Source organism: Anaerotruncus rubiinfantis (genome assembly GCF_900078395.1).
In the GTDB taxonomy this organism is placed as follows: Bacteria; Bacillota; Clostridia; order Oscillospirales; family Ruminococcaceae; genus Anaerotruncus; species Anaerotruncus rubiinfantis.
Genome location: NZ_FKLA01000009.1, coordinates 273497 through 296788 on the forward strand (window position 1 = coordinate 273497; position 23292 = coordinate 296788).

The 23292-nt window shown below is 56.1% G+C and carries 21 protein-coding genes; 16 read left to right on the plus strand and 5 right to left on the minus strand.

Annotation, left to right across the window (positions count from 1 at the left end):
• The first annotated feature begins 148 nt into the window (after positions 1-148).
• Positions 149-1051, plus strand: a complete 903-nt coding sequence (locus tag BN4275_RS06755; protein ID WP_066455799.1) for a M14 family metallopeptidase — start codon at positions 149-151, stop codon at positions 1049-1051.
• A 71-nt stretch (positions 1052-1122) separates the two neighbouring features.
• Here BN4275_RS06755 and BN4275_RS06760 read toward each other — a convergent pair whose 3' ends face one another.
• From BN4275_RS06760 to BN4275_RS06770, 3 genes are all read right to left on the minus strand, one after another.
• Positions 1123-1641 (minus strand): GNAT family N-acetyltransferase, encoded by a 519-nt coding sequence (locus tag BN4275_RS06760; RefSeq protein WP_066455802.1) that lies wholly within the window; start codon positions 1639-1641, stop codon positions 1123-1125.
• Between the two features lie 81 nt (positions 1642-1722).
• A complete protein-coding gene (locus tag BN4275_RS06765; protein ID WP_066455804.1) occupies positions 1723-2721 on the minus strand; it encodes a GGGtGRT protein in 999 nt (332 codons plus the stop codon).
• A 20-nt stretch (positions 2722-2741) separates the two neighbouring features.
• Complete coding sequence (locus BN4275_RS06770) at positions 2742-3434, minus strand: iron-sulfur cluster assembly scaffold protein (RefSeq protein WP_066455813.1); 693 nt, start codon at positions 3432-3434, stop codon at positions 2742-2744.
• A gap of 383 nt (positions 3435-3817) precedes the next feature.
• On the opposite strand from BN4275_RS06770, the gene secA reads away from it, so the two are divergent.
• Positions 3818-6556, plus strand: coding sequence for a preprotein translocase subunit SecA (secA, locus tag BN4275_RS06775; protein WP_066455816.1), 2739 nt, complete (start codon positions 3818-3820; stop codon positions 6554-6556).
• Between the two features lie 443 nt (positions 6557-6999).
• Here the strand turns inward: secA and BN4275_RS06785 are convergent, their stop codons facing one another.
• Entirely contained in the window at positions 7000-7185 is a 186-nt protein-coding gene (locus BN4275_RS06785; RefSeq protein WP_066455823.1) for a hypothetical protein, read from the minus strand.
• A 122-nt stretch (positions 7186-7307) separates the two neighbouring features.
• Here BN4275_RS06785 and BN4275_RS17810 point away from each other — a divergent pair, with 122 nt between their 5' ends.
• Positions 7308-7478, plus strand: coding sequence for a YlcI/YnfO family protein (locus BN4275_RS17810; RefSeq protein WP_195376887.1), 171 nt, complete (start codon positions 7308-7310; stop codon positions 7476-7478).
• Positions 7479-7624: 146 nt separating this feature from the next.
• On the plus strand, positions 7625-9454 hold the full coding sequence (typA, locus tag BN4275_RS06790) for a translational GTPase TypA (RefSeq protein ID WP_079988129.1): 1830 nt from the start codon (positions 7625-7627) through the stop codon (positions 9452-9454).
• A gap of 362 nt (positions 9455-9816) precedes the next feature.
• On the opposite strand, the gene BN4275_RS06795 is transcribed toward typA, so the two are convergent.
• Positions 9817-10887, minus strand: a complete 1071-nt coding sequence (locus BN4275_RS06795; RefSeq protein ID WP_066455824.1) for a hypothetical protein — start codon at positions 10885-10887, stop codon at positions 9817-9819.
• Positions 10888-10979: 92 nt separating this feature from the next.
• On the opposite strand from BN4275_RS06795, the gene BN4275_RS17255 reads away from it, so the two are divergent.
• From BN4275_RS17255 to BN4275_RS06850, 12 genes are all read left to right on the plus strand, one after another.
• Complete coding sequence (locus BN4275_RS17255) at positions 10980-11216, plus strand: hypothetical protein (RefSeq protein WP_147349444.1); 237 nt, start codon at positions 10980-10982, stop codon at positions 11214-11216.
• Positions 11217-11283: 67 nt separating this feature from the next.
• Positions 11284-11598, plus strand: a complete 315-nt coding sequence (locus BN4275_RS06800) for a hypothetical protein (RefSeq protein ID WP_066455827.1) — start codon at positions 11284-11286, stop codon at positions 11596-11598.
• 4 nt (positions 11599-11602) lie between these two features.
• The gene (locus tag BN4275_RS06805) at positions 11603-12646 is read left to right on the plus strand and encodes a V0D/AC39 family V-type ATPase subunit (RefSeq protein ID WP_066455829.1); all 1044 of its coding nucleotides are present in this window, start codon (positions 11603-11605) and stop codon (positions 12644-12646) included.
• A 117-nt stretch (positions 12647-12763) separates the two neighbouring features.
• The gene (locus BN4275_RS06810; RefSeq protein WP_066455831.1) at positions 12764-14743 is read left to right on the plus strand and encodes a V-type ATP synthase subunit I; all 1980 of its coding nucleotides are present in this window, start codon (positions 12764-12766) and stop codon (positions 14741-14743) included.
• A 30-nt stretch (positions 14744-14773) separates the two neighbouring features.
• Positions 14774-15208: an ATP synthase subunit C gene (locus BN4275_RS06815; RefSeq protein ID WP_066455833.1), complete on the plus strand. Its 435-nt coding sequence runs from the start codon at positions 14774-14776 to the stop codon at positions 15206-15208.
• 83 nt (positions 15209-15291) lie between these two features.
• Positions 15292-15600: a V-type ATP synthase subunit F gene (locus BN4275_RS06820; RefSeq protein ID WP_066455836.1), complete on the plus strand. Its 309-nt coding sequence runs from the start codon at positions 15292-15294 to the stop codon at positions 15598-15600.
• Positions 15601-15649: 49 nt separating this feature from the next.
• Positions 15650-16255, plus strand: a complete 606-nt coding sequence (locus BN4275_RS06825; protein ID WP_066455838.1) for a V-type ATP synthase subunit E — start codon at positions 15650-15652, stop codon at positions 16253-16255.
• Between the two features lie 17 nt (positions 16256-16272).
• Complete coding sequence (locus BN4275_RS06830) at positions 16273-18033, plus strand: V-type ATP synthase subunit A (RefSeq protein ID WP_066455840.1); 1761 nt, start codon at positions 16273-16275, stop codon at positions 18031-18033.
• A gap of 14 nt (positions 18034-18047) precedes the next feature.
• Positions 18048-19460 carry a V-type ATP synthase subunit B gene (locus tag BN4275_RS06835; RefSeq protein ID WP_066455842.1) on the plus strand — a complete coding sequence of 471 codons (1413 nt, stop codon included), beginning with the start codon at positions 18048-18050 and terminating at the stop codon, positions 19458-19460.
• A gap of 24 nt (positions 19461-19484) precedes the next feature.
• Entirely contained in the window at positions 19485-20120 is a 636-nt protein-coding gene (locus tag BN4275_RS06840; protein ID WP_066455848.1) for a V-type ATP synthase subunit D, read from the plus strand.
• A gap of 90 nt (positions 20121-20210) precedes the next feature.
• Complete coding sequence (locus BN4275_RS06845) at positions 20211-20942, plus strand: alpha/beta hydrolase (protein WP_066455850.1); 732 nt, start codon at positions 20211-20213, stop codon at positions 20940-20942.
• An 81-nt stretch (positions 20943-21023) separates the two neighbouring features.
• Positions 21024-23291, plus strand: coding sequence for a bifunctional diguanylate cyclase/phosphodiesterase (locus BN4275_RS06850; protein ID WP_066455859.1), 2268 nt, complete (start codon positions 21024-21026; stop codon positions 23289-23291).
• The last annotated feature ends 1 nt before the right edge of the window (position 23292 follow it).

The following is a 23292-nucleotide window of genomic DNA, read 5'->3' on the forward strand; positions in this document are numbered from 1 at the left end:
ACCCCTCTCTTTTCCTGTTCTGGTGCCGGAGGCACACCCTGTCCCGCATCCGGCAAATGGCGCGTGTTTTTCAGCGCTGCTGCGCCGGGAAGGCCCCTGCATAATACGAGCCGTGCGCCACATAGATTGCTATTGTGAGGTGAAGCGAATGTTCGACGGATTTTATAAAGCACCGCCCAGTTATGACCGCATCCACCGGGCGGTCTGTGAACTGGGAGAAACCTATCCCTTCCTGCGCGCCTTCCCAATTGGGAAATCGGTGCTCGGCCGGAGCATTTACGCGCTTGGGTTTGGGGAGCTTTACCGGGGCAGCCTGTTCGTGGGCGGCGTGCATGGAATGGAATGGCTGACCACGCTGCTGCTCTTCCGGTTTGCAGAGGATCTGCTGCGCGCGATGACAACCGGAGAGCCGCTCGCGGAGATCGACGTTGCGCGCGCATTGGAAAACCGTTCGATTGTGATTATCCCCTGCCTCAATCCGGACGGGGTGGAAATTTCCGTGAACGGCGCGGGAAGCGCCAAACATCTGTGCGAATTCGTGGAAAAGGTAAGCGGCGGCGACACATCCCGCTGGCAGGCAAACGCGCGCGGGATTGATCTTAACCACAACTTTGACGCGGGATTTGCCAAGGTCAAGGAGATGGAACACGCGGCGGGAATCTGCTGTCCGGCGCCGACCCGGTATGGCGGCACCATACCGCATAGCGAACCGGAAAGCCTGGCGCTGGTGAACTTTTGCCGGGCGATGAATGTGCGCCAGGCATATGCATATCATTCACAGGGCGAAGAAATCTATTACCGTTACGGCGAATGCACCCCAGCCCGCTCCCAGCTAATGGCACAGGTGCTGTCCGCCGCATCGGGTTACCGGCTTGCCGCGCCGGAAGCGATGGCGTCGCACGGAGGATTCAAGGATTGGTTTATTGAAAAACTGCACCGCCCCGCGTTCACTGTGGAAATTGGCCGCGGCTGCAATCCGCTTCCGGTGGAGGAGCTCGAGCCGATTTACGCCCGGCTTCTGGAAATGCTGCTTATCTCGATCCTCCTATAAATCCTATAGAATATTATATTCTTTTCCATCCAAAATGAAAAGAAGTTATTCGTGAATTTCACTGGAAAAATTTACGTTATATCCCGCAGCCGCCGAATGAAGCGGTCGTCGGTCAAAAGCTTCCCTTCGATTTCCACCGTGTAAAGATCGCCATTTCCAGAGAAACCCGCAGCCGCATAGAATCGCCTTGCACGTTCGTTTTCGCGCAGCACCCAGAGATAGGCGGCCTCAAAACCTGCTGTTTCCAGGGCGGAAAGCACTGCCCCAAACAGGGCTTTCCCATAACCCCTGCCAATATATTCGGGCAGCAGGTAGAGCGACTGGATCTCCGCCCACTGCGGACCGGGACATTTTTCATCTCTGGAGGGGCCGAATGCGGCGCAGCCGACCGGGATTTGCCCGTCGCAGATGAGCAGCGCCTCATAGAGTCCCTCGGAAAACCAGCCGGTGAAAGCCTCCACCCAGTGGCCGTCCGGCAGCCGGTCCAGGTACGGCTGCGGCACCATACCGCGATAGGCCGCCTTCCAGCTGCGCGCATAGATGCGGCTGATGTCCGGAATATCAGCTTGGGATGCCTTTCGGATGATCACAATGGAATATCCCTCCCTCTTTTTAGGAAGCAAACGCCCCCGGCCGCGGCCGGGGGCGTTTTTCCGTCGGAACGGCTTATTTTATCTGAGCGCTTCTTCGACAGCCACCGCGCAGGCGACCGTCGCGCCGACCATGGGGTTGTTGCCCATGCCGATGAGGCCCATCATTTCGACGTGCGCCGGGACCGAAGAGGAACCCGCGAACTGCGCGTCGCCGTGCATGCGGCCCATCGAGTCGGTCAGTCCGTAGGAAGCCGGGCCGGCCGCCATGTTGTCCGGGTGCAGGGTGCGGCCGGTGCCGCCGCCCGAAGCGACCGAGAAGTACTTGACGTCGTTCTCGTAGGACCATTTCTTATAAGTGCCCGCGACCAGGTGCTGGAAACGGGTGGGGTTGGTGGAGTTGCCGGTGATCGAAACATCGACCTTCTCATGCTTCATGACCGCGACGCCTTCAAGCACGTCATTGGCGCCATAGCATTTGACCTTCGCGCGCTCGCCGTCCGAATAGGCGGTCTCGCCCAGAACCTTCAGCTCGCCGGTGGCAAAATCGTAATCGGTTTTGACATAGGTGAAGCCGTTGATGCGGGAGATGATATAGGCCGCATCCTTGCCCAGGCCGTTGAGGATGACGCGCAGCGGTTCCTTGCGGGCCTTGTTCGCGTTGCGGGCGATGCCGATGGCGCCTTCCGCGGCCGCGAAGGACTCATGTCCGGCGAGGAAGCAGAAGCATTTGGTCTCGTCGCGCAGGAGCATTGCGCCCAAATTGCCGTGGCCGAGGCCAACAGCGCGGGTTTCCGCGACCGATCCGGGCACACAGAACGCCTGCAGGCCGATGCCGAGGGCTTCGGCCGCGTCCGCGGCTTTTTTACAGTCTTTCTTCAGGGCGATCGCAACGCCAAGGGTATAGGCCCAGACCGCGTTCTCAAACGCGATCGGCTGGACGCCTTTGACGATCTTTTCCACGTCAATGCCTTTTGCAAGGCAGTTTTCACGGGCTTCTTCAAGAGAAGACATGCCATACTCTTTGAGGCAGGCCTCAATTTTGGGCATTCTTCTTTCCTGTCCTTCAAACTTTACCATGTTGTTACCTCCCTCTCCTCTTATTCTTCACGCGGGTCGATGTATTTGGGGGCGTCGGCATAGCGGCCGTAGGTGCCGATGTTCTTTTCAAACGCCTCTTTCGGGTCCACGCCGTGGCGGATGTCCTCCAGCATCTTGCCGACCTTTACGAATTTGTAGCCGATGGCTTCGTTGTTCGCGTCGAGCGCGACCGAAAGAATGTATCCTTCGGCCAGTTCGAGGTAACGCACGCCTTTGGCGTTGGTGGAGAAGATGGTGCCCACCTGCGAACGCAGGCCTTTGCCCAGGTCCTCAAGCCCCGCGCCGATCGGAAGTCCGCCCTCGGAGAACGCGGTCTGGCTGCGGCCGTAAACAATCTGCAGGAACAATTCGCGCATCGCGACATTGATCGCGTCGCACACCAGGTCGGTGTTGAGCGCCTCGAGGATGGTCTTGCCGGGGAGGATTTCGCCGGCCATCGCGGCAGAATGGGTCATGCCGGAGCAGCCAAGCGTTTCGACAAGCGCCTCCTGGATGATGCCTTCTTTGACGTTCAGGGTGAGCTTGCAGGCGCCCTGCTGCGGCGCGCACCAGCCGACGCCGTGGGTCAGGCCGGAAATATCCTTGATTTCATAGGCTTTTACCCATTTTCCCTCTTCAGGAATGGGAGCCGGACCATGGTTGGGACCTTTGGTGAGAACACACATTCTCTCCACTTCATGGGAATAGTTCATATCGGTACTCCTTTCGGTTTGTTAGACAGGGTTGTCTATTCTTTATTATATTATCTGGGAAAGCCTGAATCAAGGGGCTTGTCCCGCTTTTGTTAAAGTTTGGACAACAAATTCCAGCTATTTTTCCCCTCTTTTTTGTGTATAATATTATCCTGTGCCAATTCTTCTCGAATTATTTTTGATTTGTTCATGGTTTCGGTGTTTTTTGGAAGCGGCATTGCGCATTATAATATTATCTGTGTAAAAATAGCTGGAAAAGCTTCTTTCATTTGACATTGCCAATAATCCAGAGTAAAATGTACAAGTTAAAGTATCTGCATTTTCAGGCGGATATTCTTGAGGAACGACTGACAGTGCCCCAAAAAGATAGATGAGGTGACAAAATGGGACTGATCCAAAAAATCTTCGGTACCTATTCCGACCGGGAGATCAAACGCATCCTCCCCATGCAGAAAAAGGTGCTCGATCTCGAAGAAAAATACCGCGCCATGACCGATGAGGAACTCAAGGCCACCACCCCGGCGCTCAAGGAACGCATTGCGGGCGGAGAAGACCTCAATTCCGTCCTTCCGGACGCGTTCGCCTGTTGCCGTGAGGCCGCTGACCGCGTGCTTGGGATGCGCCACTTCCCGGTGCAGATCCTCGGCGGAATTGTACTGCATCAGGGCCGGATCGCTGAGATGCGCACCGGTGAAGGAAAGACCCTTGTGGCGACCCTGCCGGCTTACCTCAACGCGCTCACCGGAAAAGGCGTGCATATTGTCACGGTCAACGATTATCTGGCCAAGCGTGACAGCGAATGGATGGGCAAGGTCTACCGCTTCCTCGGCCTCTCGGTCGGGCTGATCGTGCACGGGCTCGACAACGCCGAGCGCCGCGCCGCCTACGCCTGCGACATCACCTACGGAACCAACAACGAGTTTGGATTCGATTACCTGCGCGACAACATGGTCATCTATAAGACCGACAAGGTGCAGCGGGAACATTATTTCGCCATCGTCGACGAGGTGGACTCGATCCTCATCGATGAAGCGCGCACGCCGCTCATCATCTCGGGACAGGGCGATAAATCCACCGACCTCTACCAGAAGGCCGACCAGTTCGCCAAACGCCTGAAGGTGGTTCGTGTCACCGAACAGGACAACAAGGAGGAGCACGACGACGTCGATGGCGACTACATCGTCGACGAGAAGGCGCGCACCGCCACCCTGACCGCGGCCGGCGTCAAGAAGGCCGAGGAATTCTTCGGCATTGAAAACCTCACCGACGGCGATAACATGGAGATCCAGCACCACATCAACCAGGCGATCCGCGCACACGGCATCATGCAGCGCGACGTCGACTATGTGGTCAAGGACGGCGAAGTCATCATCGTCGACGAGTTCACCGGGCGCCTCATGCTTGGGCGGCGCTACAACGAGGGCCTGCACCAGGCGATCGAAGCGAAGGAAGGCGTGAAGGTTGAGCGCGAAAGCAAGACGCTCGCCACCATCACCTTCCAGAATTTCTTCCGCATGTATGATAAACTCGCCGGTATGACCGGTACCGCGCTCACCGAAGCGGATGAGTTCATGCAGATCTATAAGCTCGACGTCGTCGAGATCCCGACCAACAAGCCCATCGCCCGTGTGGATAATCCGGATGTGGTCTATAAGACCGAACAGGCAAAATTCAATGCGGTCATCGAAAATATCATCGACTGCCACAAGAAGGGCCAGCCGGTTCTGGTGGGCACCATCTCCATCGAAAAGTCGGAACTATTATCCTCCATGTTGAAACGACATGGAATTAAACATGAAGTATTGAACGCGAAGTACCATGAGAAGGAAGCGGAGATCGTCGCGCAGGCCGGTAAATACGGCGCGGTGACCATTGCGACCAACATGGCTGGACGCGGAACCGATATCATGCTCGGGGGCAACGCCGAATATATGGCCAAAGCCGATCTGCGCGCCGCCGGTTACGACGACGAGATCATCAGCGAGGCCACCGGATTTGCCGACACCGACAATGCGGAGATCCTCGAAGCGCGCAAAATGTTCCGGGAAAAGATGGATCAGTACCGCGCTGAGATTTCCACCGAAGCTGAAAAGGTCAAGGAGGCCGGCGGCCTCATGATCATCGGCACCGAACGGCATGAGTCCCGCCGCATCGACAACCAGCTGCGCGGACGTGCCGGCCGTCAGGGCGACCCCGGTGAAACCCGGTTCTTCATGTCGCTGGAGGACGACCTCATGCGGCTCTTCGGCGGCGAGCGCATCCAGAATATGATGAACATGATCGGCGCCGAGGACGATCTGCCGATTGAAGCCAAAATCCTCTCGAACTCGATCGAGTCCGCGCAGATGAAGGTGGAGGCACGCAACTTCTCGATCCGCAAAAACGTCCTGCAGTTCGACGACGTCATGAACCGTCAGCGCGAGATCATCTATTCCCAGCGAAATAAGGTGCTCGAAGGCGAGGATATCAGCGATATCGTTAAGAAGATGGTTTCCGAAACCATCGATGAAACGGTTGACCGTTATCTGGTCGATAAGGAAGTCCACGACAACTGGAACCTCGAAGGCCTGCGTGATTATTTCCTGGGATGGCTCACTGTGCCGGAGGATATGCGTTACAACACCGAGCAGCTTTCCGAAGTCACTGATGAAGATATCAAGAAGATGCTCAAGGAACGCGCGGAAAAGATCTATGCCGCCCGTGAGCAGAAGTTCACCTCCCCGATCATGCGTGAGGTCGAACGGGTCGTACTGCTCCGCAACGTCGACACCAAGTGGATGCAGCACATCGACGACATGGAGGAGCTCAAACGGGGCATGTATCTGCGGTCTTACGCCCAGAAGGACCCGGTTGTTGAGTACCGCATCGAAGGTTTCGATATGTTCGACGCGATGATCGAATCGATCCGCGAGGACACGGTCAAGCTGATGTTCACCATTCAGCTTCGCACCAACGAGGAGCCCAAGCGCGAACAGGTTGCGAAACCGACCGAGGAAGCGCACGGCACCAGCGATGGCAGCTTGGAGAACAAACCCCGCCATGTGAAAAAGGTGGGCCGCAACGATCCCTGCCCCTGCGGCAGCGGCAAAAAGTATAAAAAGTGCTGTGGGCGGGATGCTTAACCGATGATACTTTCTTTCCCGCATAAGAAAGTATCCAAAGAATGCGCGCCGCGATTTGCGCCCTTCGCGCGCCCGGAATTGCTCCGCAGGGTGACTTTCTTGCTTGTCCAAGAAAGTCACCAAAGAAGGACACGCGGGGAGACCCCGCGACCCCCATGCGGGCCGTTTGGTTGCCTGCGGCAAAGACAGCCCGCAATCTGCTTAGACAAAACGATGTCTCCCGCGTGATAAAAAGCACGCGGGACGGGTTTTCGCAACCTTGCGAAAACCGGCTGGCGCCGAAAGCGGACAAACGGATCGAAAGAACGCTGCGCGTTCAAAAATTGATGCCGCAAAGAATCTTCCTTGTCCAGCAGTGCGCGAGAGCGCAATCGCCGCCGAAGGGCGGCGATCCTGCACAAATGTAAAAGAAACGGCCCCGCTTTCGCGGGGCCGTTTTTCGTTTACTGCGCGATAAAGCATTCTTCCGCGTCTGCCTGCGCCTTTTTCAGGTTTTCGACTTCAACGCCAAGGACGCGCAGCGCTTCTGATGGGATATCGGGCATGTCCAGAAGCGCGTTGAGAACGTTGATTGAATCGGTGACACGGCTAAAAAGCAGGAAATAGGGTTCATGGTTTTCTGATTTCATAATATCACCTCTGCAATGAAGTATAGCAAATAAACCATAATTTTGCAATACAAACGTAATGCATACAAACAATAAAATTTGGCACATTATTTTGCTATACAATTGTATTGCGTGGTGTAAATATGAGAAAGTTTAAAATTCCCTCTGTGCCGCCCACCACAAACAAATGCATCCGTTTTCCAAATGATATTTTGGAGGAAGTGGAAAATGCGATTCAAGGGACGAATTGCACGTTCTCCGCGTTTGTGATTGAAGCGGTTCGGGTTGCATTGGAAAATTTAAAAGAAGAATAGAGAAAGAAACGGATTTGGCGAACTTGCATTAGGCAAGTTCGCCAAAATTATTTCATTTTTCTTGACAACATGCGCATTTGGCGGTATGATACCAAAGTACAAATGTCGAATAAATGCGCCAAAAATGGCAGATTGGAAGATCCTCTATGAATATCAAACGCGACGACCTCAGAAACATTGCGATCATTGCCCACGTCGACCATGGCAAGACCACTCTGGTTGACGGTATGCTCCGGCAGAGCGGCACCTTCCGGGAAAACCAGGCCGTACAGGAACGCGTCATGGACTCGAACGATATTGAGCGGGAACGCGGTATCACCATCCTGGCCAAAAACGCTTCCGCCGAATATAACGGTGTGAAGATCAATATCGTCGACACCCCCGGACATGCTGATTTCGGCGGCGAGGTCGAACGCGTGCTTAAAATGGTCAATGGCGTGCTGCTGCTGGTGGACGCGGCGGAAGGCCCCATGCCCCAGACCCGCTTTGTGCTGAGTAAAGCGCTTGATCTGGATCTTGCGGTCATCGTCGTGATCAATAAGATCGACCGGCCGGATGCGCGCGTCTATGAAGTGGTTGACGAAGTGCTCGAACTGCTGATGGATTTGGGCGCTTCGGACGCGCAGCTCGACAGTCCGATGGTTTTCTGTTCCGGCCGCGACGGCACCGCTTCCATCTCCCCGGAGGTGGCCGGCACCGATCTGCGCCCGCTGATGGACACGATCGTCGACTACATCCAGCCGCCCGAGGGCGATCCCGAAGCGCCCACCGCGGTTCTGGTTTCCTCGATAGACTATAATGAGTATGTTGGCCGGATCGCGGTCGGACGTATTGAACAGGGCACCCTGAAGGTGAACCAGCAGGTCAATGTCTGCGATTACCATGACAAGGAGCTCAACCGGTCTGGAAAAATTACCGCGATTTATCAGTTTACCGGCGTGGGCCGCACGCCGGCCGATTCCGCGACGGTTGGGGATATTGTGATGTTTTCCGGCATCGAGGACATCAACATTGGCAACACCGTCTGCGCGTCGGGAACCCTTCAGCCGATCCCGTTCGTCAAGATTTCCGAGCCAACCGTCGAGATGACCTTCTCGGTCAACACCAGCCCCTTCGCGGGACGGGAGGGTAAATTTGTCACCACCCGTCAGATCCGCGACCGGCTGCAGCGTGAACTTCTGCGCGACGTTTCCCTGCGCGTTTCGGATGGCGACACCGCTGACAGTTTTGTGGTCTGCGGGCGCGGCGAGATGCATCTTTCGATCCTGATTGAAAACATGCGCCGGGAGGGCTACGAATTCCAGGTCAGCACCCCAAAAGTGCTGATGCGCACCATTGACGGCCAGCTCTGCGAGCCGTTCGATGAGCTGACCATTGACGTTCCAGCGGAATCCTCCGGCGCGGTTATGGAGAAGATGGGCGTGCGCAAAGGCGAGCTTCAGTCGATGGAGCCGGTCGGTTCCCGCATGAAGATGGTGTTCCTTATCCCGGAACGCGGGCTGTTCGGCTACAAGAGCGAATTTTTGACTGACACCAAAGGCGAGGGCATCATGAACACACTCTTCCACGGTTACGCGCCGTTTAAGGGGGAGATCCCGCGCCGCAGCAACGGTTCGCTGATCGCGTTTGAAACCGGCGAGGCGGTCACCTATGGGCTTTACAACGCGCAGGAACGCGGCACGCTCTTTTTGGGCGCGGGAGAAAAGGTCTATGCCGGACAGGTGGTCGGGATGTCCCCGAAGAGCGAGGATATTGCCGTAAACGTCTGCAAAACCAAGCATTTGACCAATACCCGCGCCTCCGGTTCGGACGATGCGCTGCGGCTGATTCCGCCGCGCCGCTTCTCGCTGGAGGAATCGCTCGAGTTCCTTGGCGATGACGAGCTGCTTGAGGTCACGCCAAAATCGATCCGTATCCGCAAGCGGATTCTCGACCATGCCCTGCGCATGCGCGAGCAGATGTCGAAAAAGGGATAACGATCCATAAAAAAGGCCCGCCGATGGCGGGCTTTTTCTATGGACGCCGCTTTTCGCGGCGAAGGATGCTGTGGGGGAACCTTCTTGAAAGAAGGTTCCCCCTACCCCCCTTTCAAGAACTTTTCATGCGGCTGCGCCGCGGGCAGGCAAAGCGCGGCGCACAAAAAAACGGAACCGCACTGCGGTTCCGTTTTCAGCTTTAGAAGCAGAAGCCCCGGAAGGATGGGGCACATGGGGAAGGGTGGCTCACCCGTCCCCATGAGATGCGATGACGAGTATCGCGGCTCTGCCGTGCTCCGGCCGCGGGCCGGGCAGCGAGGAATGAGGCTGTTTTGGCCGGGAGCCCAAAACAGCTCGCATCCCTAGTAGTCCCAATAGCTGTCGGGCATCTCTTTATCAGTACGAGTTCTGGTGTAACTTCCAACAAGATCTTCCAATTCATCGACATATTCATCATAATCGTCGTCGGCGTAGTTTTTGCAACTAAGTTTCAGCTTAGATTTCAGCTGGCTCTGCTTATAGGATTTGCCCTTTTCGAATTTTACGCCTTTGATCTCACAATCTTTCTCAAAAGTATAGATGGTGTGGCTGTCCTCCCATTTGTTGCGCTTCTTCTCGTAGGAGATCTCCAGCCGCTCCTCTTTTTTGTCCTGCGCGTCGGAGGAAAGCTGGCGGATGATGTACGAGCCGTCATAGAGGTAGCAGTTATCGAACTGCGCCATGGCCGGGCGGTTATAGTTATAGACGTTGAGCTTCATATAGGACGGATAGACGTCGGTCTGGGAGAGGGTGCAGTTGCCGAGCTTCTTTTCGTCGAAGTAATAGGTGATGACGCCTTTGTTGGCCTTGATGAGCAGTGTGTGCCAGCCGTCTTCGAGGATAAGATCCTCTTTTTCATCGTCGCCGTTGAGATAGGTATAGGCGGTACCCCAGCCCGTTTTGGTTTTTGGGTTATAATACTGGAGGACCGGGGATTTGGAATTGGATTTGAGCAGGGCGATGGCTGGCTGGTGCTTGAGCGCCTTGCCGTTGCTGTCCACCAGCTCCAGGCTGAACTGCGCTTTTTTGGTAAAGCTGTCACTGGTGGTCCAGTTGTTGTCGATGTTGATTTTGACGGTCGCGGTCCAGGTGTTTGAAGAAGTTTTTTCGACCTTCATTTTGCGGCCCTGGAGGGCGTAAAACTTATCTTTCTGGTCATCGGGCCGGTACTGGTAGTATCCGCTCTTGCCGACCGAAAGATAGAGGGTCCCGTCATAGATGTCGAATTCCTCCGGCTCGTAGCGGTCGGTGACCCATTCATTTTTGCTCTTGCCGTATTTGTCCTTACCGGTGGTGAAACTGTCGCCCGAGATAATTGCAGCTGCCGACGCGGGGACGGACAGTACAAAAACAAGGGCAAGCGTCAGGCTGATCAGGCCTAAACTTTTTTTCATTGCGTGTAACCTCCCTCTGAATTTGTCCGTATGCGGACGATATCTATACGTATTTTAAGTATAGCGGTGTCGAACGGAAAAATCAACCGGGAATGGTAGAAAATTATACAAAAAGTAATTGGAAAGGTATTCCTGGACAGTGTGGATTTACAGAAAATATTTCGGGAATTTTACAAAATACAGGGATAATATGTGCACGTCCTGTTATTAGAGCAGATAAAATTTGGGCAGGAGTTCTAAAAAGCTGCGAGCGTTTTCTCATTTTTGGTTACGAAACACAGGAAAAAATAGAATTCGCGGTTTCGTCTAATTTTAACCTTGCAAATTGAATGCAAGGGGAATAAACTAGATAGATGATAAAACGGGTTGATTGCACCCGCGCAAGAAAGGGATGGTATGGTGGAAAGGTTTATACGGCTCCTGGTCGAGTACGATCAGAAAGGACAGCAGATTGTGCGGGAGGCCCAGGATCAACGCCGGGAAATCCTAGACCATATGAGCGATTACAAACAGGAAATGTCACAGCAGTACCGGGCTCGCTGTGACCACCGCATCGACTATTACAAGGCACAGGCCGAAGCGGAAAAAAATGAGAAGCTCCTTGAAATTCGCAGGAGCTACGCGGAGCAGGAACAGCGGTTGCAGGAACAGTTCCAGCGGAAAAGCGGCGAATGGGTGGAGCAGATCGTTTCGCATTGTATAGGCGGGTGATCCAATGCCGCAATATGCAAACGCGATCATGACAAAATGCCGCGCCATTTACGGGAACATGCTTTCCCCGGCGCAGTATGATGAACTGCTGCGCAAGCAGTCGGTGCAGGAGATCGCCGCCTTTTTAAAGGAAAAGACCTCCTATGCCCCGGCGCTCGCGGGCGTGCAGGAATCGACTGTCCACCGCGGGCAGCTGGAAAGCCTGCTGCACAAGGACGCCTTTTACCATTATGTCCGGCTGATCCGGTATGCGCCGAAAAACGAGGGCATCTATAACTATGTTGTAATGGACATCGAGATCGAGCTGATTCTCGCCTGCCTGCGCGACATCATTTCCGCGCGGCCGGACGACGAATATATCGCCAGCCTGCCGACCTTTATTCAGCCGTATATCAGCTTTCATGTCCTCGATCTGGTCGGTGTGAAGAATGTCGGCCAGGTGATGAAGATCATTGAAAACACCGAATTTGGGCCGGTCTTCCGAAAGTGCATGGAAGCGCATCCCCAGGTGGAAAACCAGGTGGATTACACCGCTTATGAGCTGGCGCTGCGCACCTATTACTTTGAAACGCTGCTCGGACAGGTATGCAGATCCGCGCGCGGGACCGCGCGCAAGGAACTCACCGAGCTGGTCACGATCCGGGCGGAACTGATGAATATCAACATGATGTACCGCCTGAAAGCGTATTTTCATGCGTCGCCCGACCAGGTGCGCGCGATGCTGCTTCCGTTTACCTGCCGCCTCAGCCGCAGGACGCTCGACGAACTGATTGCGGCGCGGGATGCGCAGGAGTTTCTGCAGCGGCTCTCGCGGACCATCTACGGGAAGGTGATCACCCCCGATACCACCTATATCGAAGGCGCGACCGGCAACATCCGGTACCGGCTGGATCTCAAACGGCTGCGCTTCTCGACAGACCCGCAGGTGGTCTTTACCGCGCTGATGCTTCTGCGCACAATGGAAGTGGAAAATATCATACGCATTATTGAAGGCGTGCGGTACCATCTGCCTCCGGAAAAAATTGAAAAACTGCTCTATTCCGCATGAGGGCGGTTTTCAGATACTTGGGTATTACAGGCCCCGCCGGAAGCCGGCAACAGGCGCGCAGGGCTTTTGGGGATTCCGTGGGGTGTAAATGGTTGCCGGAGAAAGGATGGGAGTAATATGGCGATAGCCAAATTGTCGCTGGTCAACATCATTGGCGATATGAGCCGCCTGGATGATGTGATCATCCGATGTTTGGACAGGGGCGATTTTCATCCCGAAAAGTCGATGCAGTCGGTTGAGGGAATCCATGGATTTGTGCCGCTTTCCGATGAAAACCCGTATCTCGACCCGCTTGGGAGGCTCACCAACCTGGGGGTCGCGGCGGGGCTCAACCCGAAGCTGATGCCGCAGGACAAAACGCGGCCCGGAGAGTCGCTGAAACGCTCAAACCAGTACTACATCGATTTTTACAACGAGTTTAAAGAGCGGTTTGACCTGCTCAATGAGCGGCGCAACTTCCTCAAAAGCGAGATTGAACAGGACAACAGCGTGCTGGTGCACTTAAAGCACATCAACGAGCTGGACGTCGACCTCGACGACCTGTTTTCCTGCAAATATATCCGGCCGCGGTTCGGCCGCATCCCGCTGGACAGCTATCAGAAGCTGTCCCTTTACGCGGATAAGCCGTTCATCTTCATCCCATTCGACGTGGAGCAGGATTACCGGTGGGGGCTTTACCTCACGCTGATCGAGAACGCTCCGGTGGTGGACGACATCTTCTCCTCGCTTTACTTTGAGCGGCTGCGGGTGCCCGATTTCGTGCACGGTACCCCAGAGGAGGCGTTTGAGCAGCTGGAGCATACCCTCAAGGAGAACCGGCTGGAGCTCGGGCGGGTGGAACGCAAAATTGCCGAACTGGTGGAAGAAAAGAAGGATGCCTTTTACGAGGTCTATACCCGCCTCAAATTCCTTTCCGATTCGTTTGAGATGCGAAAATATGTTTCGGTTCTGAAACGGCAGTTCCTGGATGTATTCTATATCACCGGCTTTATTGAGGAGGACCGCGCACAGGCGTTCGCAAAGAGCTTGCAGGATCTCAGCGGCGTTTCGGTGGAGCTCAAGCCGCACGATTCGGATAAGCGCGTCACCGCGCCGACCAAGCTCAAAAACGGCTGGTTTGCAAAACCGTTTGAGATGTTCGTCGAGATGTACGGCCTGCCGTCCTATGACGACTTTGATCCGACGCCGTTCGTGGCCTTCACCTACAGTCTGCTTTTCGGCATCATGTTCGGCGATTTGGGGCAGGGGCTCCTGCTCGTGATTGCCGGCGCGCTGCTGTGGAAGTTTAAAAAGATGAACATCGGCAGGGTGATCAACCGGGTCGGTATCTTTTCGTGTATCTTCGGGACCCTGTACGGTTCAGTGTTCGGTTTTGAGCACCTGCTTGACCCGGTGTTCCGAATGATGGGGCTGCCCGGCAAGCCGATCGAAGTCATGGCGCCCGATATGACCAATATCATCCTGCTCGGCGCGGTCGGGCTGGGCGTGGCGCTCATTATCATTTCGATCCTGCTGGACGTCTATATCGGATTTCGGCGGCACGACTTTGAACGCGCATTCTTTTCCGCGAACGGCGTGGCGGGGCTTGTCTTCTACGGCTCCATCCTGGTCGGCGCGGTGGCAATTTTTCTCACCGGCAAAAACCTGTTCAGCATGAGCTATGTCCTGGGGCTGATCGTGCTGCCGCTTGTGGTCATCCTGTTCAAGGAGCCGATCGGCAAGCTTGCGTACGGCGTCCCGTTTTCCGAAGCAAAACCCCACGACGGCCTGGGCGCCTATTTGACCGAAGGCGTTTTCGAGCTGTTCGAGGTGGTGCTGAGCTTCTTTTCCAACACGATGTCCTTTTTGCGTGTCGGCGGCTTTGTATTGAGCCATGCCGGCATGATGGCGGTGGTGTTCGCGCTGTCCGAAATGGTCGGCTCGACCGGCAGCCCGTTTGTGGTGGTGATCGGCAACCTGTTTGTCATCGGCATGGAAGGGCTCATCGTGGGAATCCAGGTACTGCGCCTGGAATTTTATGAAATGTTCAGCCGTTATTTCGACGGCGACGGCAAACCTTTTACACCGATTACCGTTTCCCCCACAGAAGAAACCTGATAAATATGAATTCATTGGAGGTTAAGAAAGATGATGTTATTTTTGATTCCAACCGCCGCAGTGCTCCTCGCGGCGATCCTGCTTGTCCCTGTCCTGAAATCCGGTTCCACCCCGAAATCCAGGCGTCGCGTCATCGCCAACGCGGGCGTGTTCCTCACAGCTGCGGTGCTGCTTGTGACCCTGTCGGTCGGGGTTTCGGCTGCGGCTGATCCGGCGACCGCGACCGTTGCCGCTGCCGCCGCGGCGGACAATAACGCGGGGTTGGGCTATCTGGCCGCCGCGCTTGCAACCGGGCTTAGCTGCCTGGGCGCCGGCATCGCAATCGGCTCCACCGCCCCCGCCGCGATCGGCGCGTTCTCCGAGGACCCGAAAGCCTTCGGTAAGACGCTGATCTTCGTGGTTCTGGGCGAAGGCGTCGCGCTTTACGGCCTGCTGATTTCAATTCTGCTGATCAACAAGCTTTGATGCCGGGTTTGACAGCGCCTGCGCAAAGTTTGTGACAATATGAGGGAAACGATCGCAACGACACCTGAAAAGGGGTTGATACCATGAAATTTTATACGCTCAGCGACAATGCCGATACGATGGTTGGCATGCGCCTTGCAGGCATCGAAGGCGAGGTTATCCACTCGCATGAAGAAGTCCTGCAGTCACTCCGGCGGGTGATGGCGGACCCGGAAATCGGCGTCGTGCTGATGACCGAAAAGCTCATCAATGCCTGCCCGCAGGCCATCTACCGATACAAGCTGACCCAAAAACGTCCGCTCATCGTGGAGGTCCCGGACCGGCACGGTTCGGGGGACGTCTCGAAGATGATCGAAGGATATGTCAGCGAGGCCATCGGCGTGAAGTTATAGCAAGGCCGGCTCATTCGGCAGACTTTGCATGAGAATGAGGTGAAATGATATGACACAGCAACAGACGATTGAAACCAAGCTGGAGTCGTTTGAACAGGCGATCCTGGCAAAAGCGAACGCCGAGCGCGAACAGATTTTAGCTGATACCGAACAGCTCAAACACAATGAGCTCGAAAAGGAGGAAAACCGCCTCCTCGAGGAGCTTTACCATAAAATCCAAAAACAGATTTCCGCAATCCAGACAGCAAATATCAAGGAAATTTCCCGGGAAACCCTCGCGCTCAAAAAGCAGCTTTATCAGCGGCGCGAACAGTACCTCGGCGAGGTGCTCGAAGCGGCCCGCAAAAGGCTTGCGGACTTCGCGGCAAGCGGCTCCTACGACGCGTTTTTTGAAAAACGGGTCAAAATGCTTGCCCAGGACTTTTTCTATCCGGGAAGCGAGATCCGGGTCCGTACGGCGGACCTGCGGTTTTCCAATCTGATCAAGGAGATTTACGGCGATTGCACCATCACGGCGGACGACGAGAATATCACGCTCGGCGGTCCGATCCTGTATAACCTTGCGCGTGGGATCGAGGCGGATTTGAGCCTCGACGCGGCGCTTGCCGAACAGAAGGATTGGTTCTACAGCCATTCCAACTTTAATTTTGCGTGACGACGGAGGGATAAAGATTGAATGAAAATGTAGTTTACTCAATCAACGGCCCGGTTGTCACCGTAAAAAACGCTGTTGATTTTCAAATGATGGAGATGGTCTACGTCGGGCACAAACGCCTGATCGGAGAGGTCATCAACATCTCTTCCGAGGTGACCACTATCCAAGTCTATGAGGTCACCACCGGGCTAAAGCCCGGCGAACCGGTGCAGGGCACCGGCGGGCCGCTCTGCGCGACCTTGGGCCCGGGCATCCTCTCGAACATCTTTGACGGCATCGAGCGGCCGCTCGGCGAGATTGCAAAACAGTCCGGCCCGTTCATCCCGGAGGGCGCGGACATCCCGTCGCTCGACACCGAAAAGAAGTGGCCTGTCCAGATTCGCGTGAAGGCGGGCGATATGCTCGCGCCTGGGGACGTTTACGCCGTCACCCAGGAGACCGCCATCATCGAAAACCGGGCCATGTGCCCGCCGGATCTTTCCGGAGAGGTGGTTTCGGTCCGGCCGGACGGGGATTACCGGGTCTTTGACACGCTCATTACCGTCCGCGACCAGAAGGGCAGAACCCACGATCTCGCATTGGCGCAGAAGTGGCCCATCCGCGTTTCGCGGCCGGTCTCAGAGCGCCTGCCGATCGACCGCCCGCTCATCACCGGACAGCGGGTTATCGACACCCTCTTCCCCATTGCCAAGGGCGGCACCGCCGCCGTGCCGGGGGGCTTTGGCACCGGAAAGACGATGACCCAGCATCAGCTTGCCAAATGGTCGGACGCGGACATCATCGTCTACATCGGCTGCGGCGAACGCGGCAACGAGATGACCCAGGTGCTCAAGGAGTTCGGCGACCTGATCGACCCCAAGTCCCAAAAGCCTCTGACCGCGCGCACCGTGCTGATCGCAAACACCTCCAACATGCCGGTCGCGGCGCGCGAGGCGTCGATCTACACCGGCATCACGCTGGCGGAATATTACCGCGACATGGGCTACCACGTCGCCGTCATGGCTGATTCGACCTCCCGTTGGGCCGAGGCGCTCAGGGAGATCTCCGGCCGCCTGGAGGAGATGCCCGCCGAGGAGGGCTTCCCCGCCTATCTGCCGAGCCGGATCTCCCAATTCTATGAGCGCGCCGGCTATATGAAGAATTTAAACGGCACGGAAGGTTCGGTCTCGATCATCGGCGCGGTCTCGCCGCAGGGCGCGGACTTCTCCGAACCGGTCACCCAGAACACCAAGCGGTTTGTGCGCTGCTTCTGGGCGCTCGACAAGAACCTGGCCTATGCCCGCCACTATCCGGCGATCAACTGGAACACCAGTTACAGCGAATATCTAGACGATCTGGCGGACTGGTACGAAAAGAACATCTCCCCTGACTTTCTCGAACGGCGGCAGGAGATTTCCACCCTGCTGCTCGAGGAAAACAAGCTGATGGAGATCGTAAAGCTGATCGGCTCCGACGTGCTGCCGGACGACCAGAAGCTGGTGCTCGAAATCGCGAAGGTGGTGCGCGTCGGCATTTTGCAGCAGAACGCCTACCACCGCGACGACACCTACGTCCCCCTCCCAAAACAGCTCAAGATGATGCAGGTGGTGCTCTATTTCTACCGAAAATGCCAGGAAGTCGTGGCGCGCGGCGTGCCGATTTCCGAAATTGTCGATACCGGCCTTTTTGAAAAGATCACCAAGATCAAATATGATATCCCGAACGATCAGCTCGCGCTGTTTGACGACTATTATAAAGAAATCGACGACAAGCTGGGCAAGCTTGATCGTGCGTTTTAAGGGGGCGGTCAGGAATGCTGCAATTTGTAGGACTCAATGAAATCAACGGCCCACTGATCGCGTTGGACCATGTGGCGGGTGTTTCGTTCGACGAAATGGTTGCGCTCAAGATGGAAAGCGGCGAACAGCGGTTCGGCCGTGTGGTGCAGATTGAGGGGGACCGCGCGGTGATCCAGGTGTTTGAAGGCACCCGCGGCATGTCGCTCACCAACGTGCGGACCACCCTGCTCGGGCACCCGATGGAGATGCCGCTTTCCACCGAGGTGCTCGGCCGTATTTTCAACGGTTCCGGACGCCCGATCGATGGGCTGGGGGAGATTTTCTGTGAAAAGAGCGCCGACATCAACGGCAAGCCGATGAACCCGGTCACCCGCGAATATCCCCGCAACTATATCAACACCGGCATCTCCACCATCGACGCGCTTGCGACTCTGATCCGCGGCCAGAAGCTGCCGATTTTTTCCGGCTCCGGCATGGGTCACAACAAGGTCGCGGTTCAGATGGTGCGTCAGGCGCGCCTTTCCGGCACCGATGAACAGAACTTTGTCATCGTTTTCGCCGCCATGGGAGCCAAGAACGACGTGGCCGACTACTTCCGCCGCTCGTTTGAAGAGGCCGGTGTCATGGAAAAGGTCGTCATGTTCCTGAACCTTTCGAACGACCCGATCATCGAACGCATCCTGACGCCGCGCTGTGCGCTGACCGTCGCGGAATACCTTGCGTTTGAGCACGGCATGCATGTGCTGGTTGTCATGACCGACATCACCGCCTACTGCGAGGCGCTGCGCGAGTTCTCTTCCTCCAAGGGCGAAATCCCGGGCAGGAAGGGCTTCCCCGGCTATCTTTATTCCGACCTGGCGTCCCTTTATGAGCGCGCCGGGATCATCGAGGGCAGTTCCGGTTCGGTCACCCAGGTACCAATCCTCACGATGCCCAATGACGACATCACCCACCCGGTTCCGGACCTCACCGGCTATATCACCGAAGGCCAGATCGTGCTCGACCGGCAGCTCGACCAGACCGGCGTCTATCCGCCGATCGCGGTTCTGCCTTCCCTTTCCCGCCTCATGAAGGACGGCATTGGCGAAGGCTATACCCGCGCCGACCATTCCGACTGCTCGAATCAGCTGTTCGCCGCCTACGCCAAGGTACAGGACGCGCGGGCGCTCGCATCGGTCATTGGTGAGGAGGAGCTGTCCGAGGTGGATAAAAAGTATATGTATTTCGGCAGGATGTTTGAGCAGCACTTTGTCAACCAGGGCGCGCGGGAAAATCGTTCGATCGAAGAGACGCTCGACCTTGGATGGATGCTGCTTTCGCTGCTGCCGCGTGAGGAGCTCGACCGCGTCAGTGAAAAAGTGCTCGCCCAGTACTACCGTCCCGAGGCCGCGCTTGAAAAGTTCGGCAGCGCGCCGTCGGCGTCGTAACCGGGCGCGCCGGGAGGGAGCAAGATGGCAAATGAACTGAATGTGACCCCAACCAAGGGCAGCCTGATGGCGCTGCAGAAATCCCTGTCGCTTTCGACGCTGGGGTTCGACCTGCTCGACCGCAAGCGCAATATCCTCATCCGGGAAATGATGCTGCTCATCGACAAGGCAAAGACCCTGCGCGGCGAGATCAGCAGTACCTATGCCCAGGCTTATGAGGCGCTGCAGGATGCGAATATCACCCTCGGTGTGGTCCGGGAGACCGCGCTGGCGGTTCCGATTGACGATGGGTTGTCCATCACCTACCGCAGTGTGATGGGGGTGGAAATCCCCAATGTGCATCTGGCCGAGCGGAAGATCGAGATGTGCTATGGCATCGACCAGACCAATTCCCGCTTTGACTACGCGGTCGTCTGCTTTGAAAAGGTAAAACAGATCACCGCCCTGCTGGCCGAGGTGGAGAACAGCGTTTACCGCCTGGCAAATGCAATCCGCAAAACCCAGCGGCGCGCCAACGCGCTGGAGAATATCGTGATCCCGCGCTATCAGGAGACGATCAAATTTATCACCGACGCGCTGGAGGAAAAAGACCGCGAGGAATTTTCCCGGCTGAAGGTCATCAAAGCGGTAAAACTGAAAAAGAACAAAGCGCCTGCATGATCGCAGGCGCTTTTCTTTTCATTGACAGGGAGCCTTTTGGACGGTAAACTGGGAAAGGCGGCTGTATGAAATGTGAAAAGAAGGGGTTCTATGAAACGGACACATATCGAGATCGCAGGCATCCCCGCCGTCCTGTGGGGAGAACAACCGGGTGGCAGGCTGTTTTTGGCGGTGCATGGAAACCTCTCCCACAAGGAGGACGAAGTGATCGCCCTGTTTGCCAAAGAAGCTGATTTGGCGGGCAGCCGCACATTGAGTTTTGATCTGCCCGGCCATGGCGCCCGCAAAGCCGGCGGCACGGCCTGCAAGGTACAGGACTGCGTGCGGGATTTGCGGACAGTCCTGGACTTTGCATTGGAAAAATCGGACGATTTGGGCCTGTTCGCCTGTAGCATGGGGGCGTATTTCAGCTTGATCGCCCTCGAGGACGCGCCCATCCGGCAGGCGGCGTTTCTCTCCCCGGTGACCGACATGGAGGCGCTCATCCGCGGGATGATGCAGGCGGCCAGCGTGAGCGAAGCGCGCCTTCAGGCGGAACAGGAGATTGACACGCCGTTTGGACAGACGCTCTACTGGGACTATTTCTGCTACGTCCGGGAGCATCCGGTCAAACGCTGGGAGGCCCCGACCGAGATCCTTTCCGGCAGCCTTGACAGCCTGTGCCCAGCGGCGGTTACGGCCGATTTTGCACGGCGGTTTTGCTGCGGCCATACAGTGATGGCCGGCGGGGAGCACTTTTTCCACACCGCCGGGCAGCTCGAAGCGTTTCGGCAGTGGCTCCGGGAGAAGGTATTCCGCGGCAAAAAAGAGGGCCCGATGTAAAAATAAGTGTGACAAATTGCTGCAGATATGCTACCATAAGTCTGGCTGGGAAAAGCAGGGGCCGCAAAAATAGGAGACTGTATGCAAAATGCCAAGGACAAAAAAAATATTCTGCAAACGGCCGCCCTGCTGACGCTGGCAGTGCTGGTTCTGGTCTGCTGCGCTCTGTTTTATATCCGCTCGGTGAACGCTTCGCTCAAAGAGGAAGCGCTGCAATATCTTTCGGAGGTGTCGCGGCAAGGGGCGAATGTGGTCGAGCAGCAGATGGAAGGCGATATGCGGATGCTTCGCACCATTGCCGGCGCAATAGGTTCGCTGGAGGAGTTTACGGTCGAAAAGGGCCTTGAGATGCTGAAAAAAGAAGTTCGGACCACCAGCTTCAAGCGGATGGGTCTCGTGTTGAAGGACGGCACTGCCTACCGTACCGACGGAGAGAGCACCATGGATCTGAGCGAGCGGGAATATTTCCAGCGCGCGCTGGAAGGAGAATCCGTCGTTTCAAACGCGTTGCAGGATTATGTGGACAGCAAAACCATCTATGTCTATGCTGCCCCGGTCTATAATGAGGACGAGATTCTCTGTGTGATCTACGCCACCAACGACGCCTCGGTCTATGCGTCCACGCTGAATGTGCGTCTGTTCGGCGGCGCGGGATATTCCTATATCACCGACCGGAAAGGGGAAATCCTGATCTATCCGGAGCATCCGGACAGCATGCCCGGCTTGGGGAATGTTTTTCGGGGCTTTGACCATGGGACCGAGCTGCAGAGCGCACAGCTCGAAAAAATGCGGGATGATATGGCCCATGACCGGGACGGGGTGATCGAATACCGGCGCGCCGGCCAGCGGCGGTACATGTCTTACATGAATATCCGGGTCAACGACTGGTATATGGTTTCCGCGGTTTCTGCAAGTGTTGTGTCCACCCGGTTCGGTTATCTCAGTGGCCTGACGCTGTTTGCGTGCGTCTCGGTGCTGACGGTTATGATCGGGATGTGCTGGTATATTGTCCACAGCAAGAACCGCAACCGGCATGAGCTGGAGCGGCTTGCCTATACCGACCCGGTGACCGGCGGAATGAACTGGAATGGTTTTTTGCGCGCCGCAACCGCCGCGCTTGCCGCCTCTGGCGACGCGCCATATGCCATGGTAAGCTTTGATATCGATAAATTCAAGGTTCTGAACGATCTGTTCGGCCATGAGGAAGGCAACCGCACGATGTGCAACGTCTGGCGCATCCTTGGGAAGGAGTTGGGTCCGGATGAACCGTTTGCGCGGTCCTCAGCGGACAATTTCAATTTCCTGATGCATTATGACGGTCGGGAAGAGGCCGCTGCACGGATCTCCCGGATTGATGCCAAAATCCGGCAGGTGCACGAGGGCTTCCGCGTGCAGTATACGCTGGAGTTTTCCTTCGGGGTTTATCCCATCGAAGACAAGACCCTTTCCCTCAGTGTAATGAGCGACCGGGCGGGCATTGCCCGCAAAGAGGTCAAGGGGATTCACGACCAGCTGATCGCTTTTTACGATCACACGGTGCGGGACCGCATCGTCGCGGAGAAAAATATCGAAAATGAAATGGTGGAGGCGCTTGTACAGGGACAGTTTGAGGTTTATCTGCAGCCCAAGTACAAACTTTCAAACCGGTCGCTGGAAGGCGCCGAGGCGCTTGTGCGCTGGAACCATCCCACCAAGGGGATCATTCAGCCGGGCGCGTTCATCCCGGTGTTTGAAAAGAACGGCTTTATCGTGAGCTTGGATGAATTTGTGCTGGAACGGGTGTGCGAAACGCTGCGCGGCTGGCTGCTGGAGGGAATTGAACCCGTGCCGGTCGCGGTGAACATCTCCCGCCTGCACCTGCATGACAGCTGCTTTGCAAAACGGGTGCGGCAGATTGTGGAACAGTATGAGGTGCCTTGCCGGTATCTGCAGCTGGAGCTGACCGAAAACATCGTGCTTGATTTTGAAAACATCGACCGCACGGCGGAATTGATGATCCAAATGAAGAAGCAGGGATTCACCTTTGCCATGGACGACTTTGGAACCGGATATTCCTCCCTGAACCTGCTGCGCAGCCTGCCGGTCGATGTGGTGAAACTTGACAAGGCGTTTTTCGGGGAGAAATCGGACGGCGGCCGCGGGCGCTCGGTGGTGGCCGATGTGGTTGCGCTTGCCAAACATCTGGAGATGCAGGTGGTGGCAGAAGGGGTGGAAACCGCTGAACAGGTCGATTTTCTCACAGAGATTGGGTGCGATGTGGTTCAGGGTTACTTTTTTGCCCGGCCGATGCCGGTGAACGCCTTTGAACGGATCTACTGGAACCGGAATTTTTCCACGGCTGGAAAGTGAA

Excerpts from the sequence above, each read along its gene's own strand:
- BN4275_RS06755 (WP_066455799.1), top strand. The coding sequence starts at position 149 with ATGTTCGACGGATTTTATAAAGCACCGCCCAGTTATGACCGCATCCAC.
- BN4275_RS06765 (WP_066455804.1), bottom strand. The coding sequence starts at position 2,721 with ATGGTAAAGTTTGAAGGACAGGAAAGAAGAATGCCCAAAATTGAGGCC.
- BN4275_RS06770 (WP_066455813.1), bottom strand. The coding sequence starts at position 3,434 with ATGAACTATTCCCATGAAGTGGAGAGAATGTGTGTTCTCACCAAAGGT.
- secA (WP_066455816.1), top strand. The coding sequence starts at position 3,818 with ATGGGACTGATCCAAAAAATCTTCGGTACCTATTCCGACCGGGAGATC.
- BN4275_RS06785 (WP_066455823.1), bottom strand. The coding sequence starts at position 7,185 with ATGAAATCAGAAAACCATGAACCCTATTTCCTGCTTTTTAGCCGTGTC.
- BN4275_RS17810 (WP_195376887.1), top strand. The coding sequence starts at position 7,308 with ATGAGAAAGTTTAAAATTCCCTCTGTGCCGCCCACCACAAACAAATGC.
- typA (WP_079988129.1), top strand. The coding sequence starts at position 7,625 with ATGAATATCAAACGCGACGACCTCAGAAACATTGCGATCATTGCCCAC.
- BN4275_RS06795 (WP_066455824.1), bottom strand. The coding sequence starts at position 10,887 with ATGAAAAAAAGTTTAGGCCTGATCAGCCTGACGCTTGCCCTTGTTTTT.
- BN4275_RS17255 (WP_147349444.1), top strand. The coding sequence starts at position 10,980 with ATGGTAGAAAATTATACAAAAAGTAATTGGAAAGGTATTCCTGGACAG.
- BN4275_RS06800 (WP_066455827.1), top strand. The coding sequence starts at position 11,284 with ATGGTGGAAAGGTTTATACGGCTCCTGGTCGAGTACGATCAGAAAGGA.
- BN4275_RS06805 (WP_066455829.1), top strand. The coding sequence starts at position 11,603 with ATGCCGCAATATGCAAACGCGATCATGACAAAATGCCGCGCCATTTAC.
- BN4275_RS06810 (WP_066455831.1), top strand. The coding sequence starts at position 12,764 with ATGGCGATAGCCAAATTGTCGCTGGTCAACATCATTGGCGATATGAGC.
- BN4275_RS06815 (WP_066455833.1), top strand. The coding sequence starts at position 14,774 with ATGATGTTATTTTTGATTCCAACCGCCGCAGTGCTCCTCGCGGCGATC.
- BN4275_RS06820 (WP_066455836.1), top strand. The coding sequence starts at position 15,292 with ATGAAATTTTATACGCTCAGCGACAATGCCGATACGATGGTTGGCATG.
- BN4275_RS06825 (WP_066455838.1), top strand. The coding sequence starts at position 15,650 with ATGACACAGCAACAGACGATTGAAACCAAGCTGGAGTCGTTTGAACAG.
- BN4275_RS06835 (WP_066455842.1), top strand. The coding sequence starts at position 18,048 with ATGCTGCAATTTGTAGGACTCAATGAAATCAACGGCCCACTGATCGCG.
- BN4275_RS06840 (WP_066455848.1), top strand. The coding sequence starts at position 19,485 with ATGGCAAATGAACTGAATGTGACCCCAACCAAGGGCAGCCTGATGGCG.
- BN4275_RS06845 (WP_066455850.1), top strand. The coding sequence starts at position 20,211 with ATGAAACGGACACATATCGAGATCGCAGGCATCCCCGCCGTCCTGTGG.
- BN4275_RS06850 (WP_066455859.1), top strand. The coding sequence starts at position 21,024 with ATGCAAAATGCCAAGGACAAAAAAAATATTCTGCAAACGGCCGCCCTG.